The following is a 7,172-nucleotide window of genomic DNA, read 5'->3' as shown; positions in this document are numbered from 1 at the left end:
AACTGTGTCGAACTGGGGTGGCGTTCCTCGGGGTCGCGGGGAGCCGTACGACGGTGGGGGCGGTGGGGGGTGGGGGCGCCGGCCGGGGGGGGCCGGCGCCGAGGGGAGTCACACCCGGAAGGGATGGGGTCACGGACGCGGGAGCGACACCAGGGCGGGTCACATGCGGAAGACGCCGTACGGTGCGGGTGGCGCCAGCGGGGCGTTGGCGCAGGCGGTGAGGGCGAGACCGACCACGGTGCGGGTGTCCATCGGGTCGATCACCCCGTCGTCCCAGAGACGGGCGGTGGCGTAGTAGGCGTTGCCCTGGCGCTCGTACTGCTCGCGGACGGGGCGCTTGAACTCCTCCTCCGCCTCGGCCGGCCACTGGTCGCCGTGCGCCTCCAGCTGGTCGCGGCGCACGGTGGCGAGGACGGAGGCCGCCTGCTCGCCGCCCATCACGGAGATCTTGGCGCCCGGCCACATCCACAGGAAGCGAGGTGAGTAGGCCCGGCCGCACATCGAGTAGTTGCCGGCTCCGTACGAGCCGCCGATCACCACGGTCAGCTTCGGGACGCGGGTGCAGGCGACGGCGTTGACCATCTTGGCGCCGTGCTTGGCGATGCCGCCCGCCTCGTACTGCCGACCGACCATGAACCCGGTGATGTTCTGGAGGAAGAGGAGGGGGATGCCCCGCTGGTCGCACAACTCGACGAAGTGGGCGCCCTTGACGGCCGACTCGGAGAACAGCACGCCGTTGTTGGCGACGATGCCGACGGGGTGGCCGTGGATCCGGGCGAAGCCGGTGACCAGGGTCGCGCCGTACTCGGCCTTGAACTCGGCGAACCGGCTGCCGTCCACCAGGCGGGCGATCACCTCGCGCACGTCGTAGGGCGTGCGCGGGTCGACCGGCACGGCCCCGTACAGGCCCGCCGGGTCGACGGCCGGCGGCTCGACCGGGGCGAGCGGCCACGGCCTGGCCCCGCGCGGGCCGAGCCCGGCGACGATCGTGCGCACGATGGAGAGGGCGTGGGCGTCGTCCTCGGCCAGGTGGTCCGTCACGCCCGAGGTGCGGGAGTGCAGCTCGCCGCCGCCCAGCTCCTCGGCCGTGACCACCTCACCGGTGGCGGCCTTCACCAGCGGCGGGCCGCCGAGGAAGATCGTTCCCTGGTTGCGGACGATCACCGCCTGGTCGCTCATCGCCGGGACGTACGCGCCGCCGGCCGTGCACGAGCCGAGCACGGCGGCGATCTGCGGGATGCCCGCGGCGGAGAGCCTGGCCTGGTTGTAGAAGATCCGGCCGAAGTGGTCGCGGTCCGGGAAGACCTCGTCCTGCATCGGGAGGAAGGCGCCGCCGGAGTCGACCAGGTAGACGCAGGGCAGCCGGTTCTCCAGCGCGACCTCCTGGGCGCGCAGGTGCTTCTTCACCGTCATCGGGTAGTAGGTGCCGCCCTTGACGGTGGCGTCGTTGGCGACCACCACCACCTCGCGCCCGGCGACCCGGCCGACGCCGGCGATCACCCCGGCCGCGGGCGCCGCTCCGTCGTACATCCCGTCGGCGGCCAGCGGGGCCAGTTCCAGGAAGGGGGAGGCCGGGTCGAGCAGGGTGTCCACCCGGTCGCGGGGCAGGAGCTTGCCGCGGGCGGTGTGCCGGGCGCGAGCCTTGGCACCGCCGCCCAGGGCGGCCGCGTCGAGCTTCGCGCGCAGCTCGGCGACCAGGGCCCGGTGCGCTTCGGTGTTGGCGCGGTAGGCCGCGGAGCCCGGGTCGGCGGAGCTGCCGAGCCGGGGTGCCGGCGCGGCGGCGGACGGCGCGGCACCGGGTGCCGCCGTGCCGGTCGCCGTGCCGGGCCGGACGCCGCCGGGTGCGCCGGTGGTTGAGATGACCATTCCCAAGAGCTCCCTTGCCCTCGGCACCAGGTGAGCGGCCGGATGCGGTCCGCCCGTGATCGCCACGTTAATTAACGTTAACTTACGCGCCCCAGGTTAACGGTCGATAACCCGACTGTCTACGATGGGCGGCATGCCGAACGTCCCCGCAACCTCCGCACTCCCGCGCCGTGACCAGATCCGTCGGGAGGCCGCCAGGCTGTTCGCCGCCCGGGGTTTCCTCGGTGTGGGCGTGGACGAGATCGGCAAGGCCGTCGGAATCAGCGGCCCCGGGCTCTACCGCCACTTCGCCGGCAAGGACGCGATGCTCGCCGACCTGTTGATCGGCATCAGCGAGCGCCTGCTGGAGGAGGGGCGCCGCCGGGCGGGTGGTGGCGACGGCCCGGCCGCCACGTTGGACGCGCTGATCAGCGGCCACGTCGACTTCGCCCTGAACGACCGGGACCTGATCACCCTGCACGACCGGGAGCTGCTGAACCTCAAGGAGGAGGACCGGCGCACCGTCCGCCGGCTCCAGCGCGGCTACGTCGAGCTGTGGGTCGACGTGGTCCGGCAGGCCTACCCGCCGCTGGCCGAACCCGCCGCCGAGCCGGTGGCGCGGGCCACCGTGCACGCCGTCTTCGGTCTGATCAACTCGACCCCGCACAGTCTCGGATCGAACCCGGACCAGGGCGAGCGCTCCGCCCTCCAGCGCGACGGCATGGCGGCCCTGCTCCACACCCTCGCCCACGGCGCGTTCGCGGCGGCCGCGGGCTCGGCGGCCGCCCCCGGTGGCGGTTCGGTGGCGGAGGCCTGAGGCGGGGCCCAGGGCCCACTCGCTCCTGACGCCGGCCGGCCCCGAGGGGCTCGCCGGGCCGCTCCGGCGCCGCCCCGGCGGGCGCGGGCGTGAAGGCGGGCGGGTCTTAGGCCCAAAGGACGGCACCCGCCCGCCCCTGGCCGCTGGGCGTCCGGAGTGCCGTCGGCGACCCTGGAGGTGGTCGGGTGCCGGCCGGCCGTGCGGGTGCCCGCGGGAATCACCGCAGGCCGCAGGCTGTTGGCCAGTCCACCGGACCGGACGATCCGGGCTGCCCCGGTCCGACCCGAACCCGCCCGGGTCGGAAACGTCGTGGCGGCCACCCGACGAAATGGTTAGCATCCCTAAATATGCCCGAGACTCACGGATCCACGGTGGAGCAATCCCCGAGCGGCCCCCCGGCCCCCGGCCCGACTCCGGAGGTCCCCGTCGACAGCCCGAAGCCCGGGGCCGACCGCGCCACGTCGGCCTCCTCCGCCGCGCCCCCCACCGACGGAGCGGAGACACCCGGCTGGCTGCGCCGCCTGGTCGGCTACAGCTGGCGGTCCCGCCGCAGCCTGCTGCTGGCCTTCGGCGCCTCGCTCCTCGGCATGGCCGTCACCGCGCTGGTGCCGCTGGTCACCAAACTGATCATCGACGACGTCATCGTCGCCCGTACCCGCTCGCTGGCCCCCTGGGCCGTGGTGCTGCTGCTCGCGGCCCTCGTGGTCTTCGGCTGCACCCAGGTCCGCCGCTACTACGGCGGTCAGCTCGCCCTCGACGTCCAGCACGACATGCGCAGCGACCTGTTCCGCTCGCTCGGCCGGCTCGACGGCCACCGGCAGGACCGGCTGGACACCGGCCAGGTGATCGGGCGCGCGACCTCCGACCTCCAGCTGGTCAACGGCCTGCTGTCGATGCTGCCGATGATGACCGGCTACCTGCTGATGTTCGTCATGTCGCTGGCCGTGATGATCTGGCTGTCCCCGCCGCTCACCCTGATCGCCCTGGTCATGGCGCCCGCCCTGTGGTGGGTCTCGGTGCTCAGCCGCAAGCGGCTCTTCCCCGCCACCTGGGCCGCCCAGCAGGAGGCGGCCGCCGTGGCGGGCGTGGTGGACGGCGCGATCGGCGGCGTCCGCGTGGTCAAGGGCTTCGGCCAGGAGGCGCAGGAGCGCGACAAGCTGGAGACGGCGTCCCGCAACCTCTTCGCCGCCCGGCTCCGGTCGATCCGGCTCAACGCCCGCTACAACCCGGCGATGCAGACGATCCCGGCGCTCGCCCAGGTCGGCGTCCTCGCCTTCGGTGGCTGGCTGGCCGTCGACGGCCGGGTCACGCTCGGGACCTTCGTGGCCTTCTCCACCTACGTCGCGCAGATGACCGGTCCGGTCCGGATGCTGACCATGGTCATCACCGTCGGCCAGCAGGCCCGGGCCGGCGTCGAGCGGGTCCTGCAACTGATCGACGAGCGCCCGCTGGTCCAGGAGCGCCCGGACGCCCTCACCCTGGACCTCGTTCACGGTGGCACCCCGGCAGGAGCCCCGGAGACCCCCGTTCCGGCGGCCGCCTCCGACGCCTCCAAGGTCTCCAAGGTCTCCGACGCCGTCACCGCCGGCCCGGGCGCCACCACCGGCCCGCGCACCCCCGACGTCGCCCTGGAGTTCGACCAGGTCGAGTTCCGCTACGACCCCGAGCACCCCGCCCCCGTCCTGCACGGCCTCAGCCTGACGCTGGCCCCCGGCGAGACCCTCGCCCTGGTCGGCGCCTCCGGCTCCGGCAAGTCGACGGTGGCCCAGCTGGTGCCCCGCTTCTACGACCCCGCCGCCGGCACCGTCCGCCTGTACGGCCACGACCTGCGCGACCTCACCCTGGACTCGGTCCGCGCGGCGGTCGGCATCGTCCCGGAGGAGAGCTTCCTCTTCTCCGAGTCGGTGCGCACCAACATCGCCTACGGCCGTCCGGACGCCACGGACGAGCAGGTGGTCGCTGCGGCCCGCGCCGCCCAGGCCGACGAGTTCGTCCGCGCGCTGCCGGACGGGTACGACACCAAGGTCGGCGAGCAGGGCCTGACCCTCTCCGGCGGCCAGCGCCAGCGCATCGCGCTGGCCCGGGCCATCCTCACCGACCCCCGGATCCTGCTGCTGGACGACGCCACCTCCGCGGTGGACCCGCAGATCGAGGCGGAGATCCACGACGCGCTGCGCTCGGTGATGGCAGGCCGCACCACGCTGCTGATCGCCCACCGCCGCTCGACCCTCCAGCTCGCCGACCGGATCGCCGTCCTGGACCGCGGCCGGCTGCTGGACCTCGGAACGCACGAGGAACTCGAAGCCCGATGTCCCCAGTACCGGGCCCTGATCACCGACCCCGAGGCCGATCGCGCCACCCCGCCCCCGGCCTTCGAAGAGGCCGACGAAAAGTCCTCCGGGAAGTCTTCCGGGAAGTCCGACGGGCAGACCCCTGGACAGCCCTCCGGCCACACCGGCAGCCGCCCCGCCGCGCCGACGCGGCTCCCCGCTGACGCCGCCCCCGCACTCCCCACCCCCGCCCTGGTCAAGGCCGCCCGCAAGGCCGACCCCGACCTGCTGGCCAAGGTCGCCGCCCTCCCGCCGGCCGACGACGCCCCGGGCGTCCCCCGGGCCGAGGCCGAGGCCGGGGACCCGGACTTCACCCTGCGCCGTCTGCTGCGCCCCTTCCGCGCCCCGCTGCTCATCGCCCTCCTGCTGGTCGCCCTGGACGCGGCGGCCGGACTGGTGCTGCCGGTGCTGATCCGGCACGGCATCGACGAGGGCGTCCGCAAGGGCCTGATGTCCGGCGTCGCGGTGGCCGCGCTCATCGCGCTCGTCGTGGTCCTGGTGGACTGGGCGGTGCAGACCCAGGAGAACCGGGTCAGCGGCCGTACCGGCGAGCGCGTCCTCTACACGCTCCGGCTCAAGATCTTCGCGCACCTCAACCGGCTCGGCCTGGACTACTACGAGCGCGAGCTGACCGGCCGGATCATGACCCGGATGACCACCGACCTGGACTCGCTGACCTCCTTCCTCCAGACCGGCATGGTCACCGCGGTGGTCAGCCTGCTGACCTTCGCCGGCATCTTCGCCGCCCTGCTGATCATCGACGCCGGTCTGGCCCTGGTGGTCTTCGCCGTGCTGCCGCTGCTGGTGATCGCGACCCTGGTGTTCCGCAAGAAGTCCAAGGACCAGTACGAGCGCTCCCGCGACCTGATCAGCGCCGTCAACGCCGACCTCCAGGAGAACGTGGCCGGCATGCGGATCGTCCAGGCGTTCCGCCGCCTGGACACCAACACGGACCGCTTCGTGGCCCGCGGCATCGCCTACCGCGAGGCCCGGGTCCGCGCCCAGCTCTACATCTCGCTCTACTTCCCGTTCGTCCAGTTCCTCTCCAGCGTGGCCGCCGCGCTGGTGCTGATCGTCGGTGCCGCCCGGGTCGACGCCGGGACCCTGACGGTCGGCGCGCTGGTCGCGTACCTGCTCTACATCGACCTGTTCTTCGCGCCCGTCAACCAGCTGTCCCAGGTGTTCGACGGCTACCAGCAGGCCTCGGTGGGCCTCGGCCGGATCCGTGAGCTGCTGCGCACCCCGACCACCACCGCCGAGGCGGCGGACCCGGTCCCGGTGTCCGGGGGGCTGCGCGGCGAGATCTCCTTCGAGGGGGTCGGCTTCGCCTACAACGGTGGACGGGACGGCGCCCCGACCGTGCTGAGCGGCGTGGACCTGCACGTCCCGGCCGGGCAGACGGTGGCGCTGGTCGGCGAGACCGGCGCGGGCAAGTCGACGCTGGTGAAGCTGGTCGCCCGGTTCTACGACGCGACGGAGGGCACCGTCCGGGTGGACGGAGTCGACCTCACCCGGTACGACCTGGCGCAGTACCGGCACCGCCTGGGCGTGGTGCCGCAGGAGGCGTACCTGTTCGCGGGCACGGTCCGCGAGGCGATCGCGTACGGCCGGCCGGAGGCCTCGGCGGCCGAGGTGGAGGCGGCGGCCCGGGCGGTCGGCGCGCACGACATGATCGTCCGCCTTCCGGGCGGCTACGACCACGAGGTGGCCGGACGCGGGCGCAACCTCTCGGCCGGTCAGCGCCAGCTGATCGCGCTGGCCCGGGCCGAGCTGGTCGACCCGGACATCCTGCTGCTCGACGAGGCCACCGCGGCCCTCGACCTGGCCACCGAAGCGGCGGTCAACCAGGCCGCGGACCGGCTCAGCGGCGGTCGGACCACCCTGGTCATCGCCCACCGGCTGACCACCGCCGAACGCGCCGACCGGGTGGTCGTGCTGGACCACGGCCGGGTGGTCGAGGACGGCACCCACACCGAACTGCTGGCCCGGGACGGCACCTACGCCCGGCTGTGGCGGGCGTTCATCGCGGACGGCCATCCGGCGGTCGAGGCCGTCGCCGCCGGGTAGGCCGGTCCGTCGGGTAGACCGGTCCGCCGGGAACCCGCCGGCCGGTGCGCCGCCTGACGGGCCGTCCATCGCGAACGGGCCACCCCGGGGTGGCCCGTTCGCGATGGACGGCC

3 protein-coding genes are annotated in these 7,172 nt (G+C 73.8%); 2 read left to right on the top strand and 1 reads right to left on the bottom strand.

From position 1 onward, the window contains the following. Positions 1–159: 159 nt before the first annotated feature. Entirely contained in the window at positions 160–1,866 is a 1,707-nt protein-coding gene (locus ACFRAR_RS28520; protein ID WP_380701269.1) for a carboxyl transferase domain-containing protein, read from the bottom strand. A 133-nt stretch (positions 1,867–1,999) separates the two neighbouring features. On the opposite strand from ACFRAR_RS28520, the gene ACFRAR_RS28515 reads away from it, so the two are divergent. Together ACFRAR_RS28515 and ACFRAR_RS28510 are read left to right on the top strand one after the other, a co-directional pair. Further along, on the top strand, positions 2,000–2,662 hold the full coding sequence (locus ACFRAR_RS28515; RefSeq protein WP_380701267.1) for a TetR/AcrR family transcriptional regulator: 663 nt from the start codon (positions 2,000–2,002) through the stop codon (positions 2,660–2,662). 347 nt (positions 2,663–3,009) lie between these two features. Then, positions 3,010–7,059, top strand: coding sequence for an ABC transporter ATP-binding protein (locus ACFRAR_RS28510; protein WP_380701265.1), 4,050 nt, complete (start codon positions 3,010–3,012; stop codon positions 7,057–7,059). Positions 7,060–7,172 lie beyond the last annotated feature (113 nt).

It is taken from the genome of Kitasatospora sp. NPDC056651, assembly GCF_042792155.1.
Lineage (GTDB): Bacteria > Actinomycetota > Actinomycetes > Streptomycetales > Streptomycetaceae > Kitasatospora.
The sequence above is the reverse complement of the archived record's forward strand: the minus strand, read 5'-3'. Positions and strand labels throughout refer to the sequence as shown.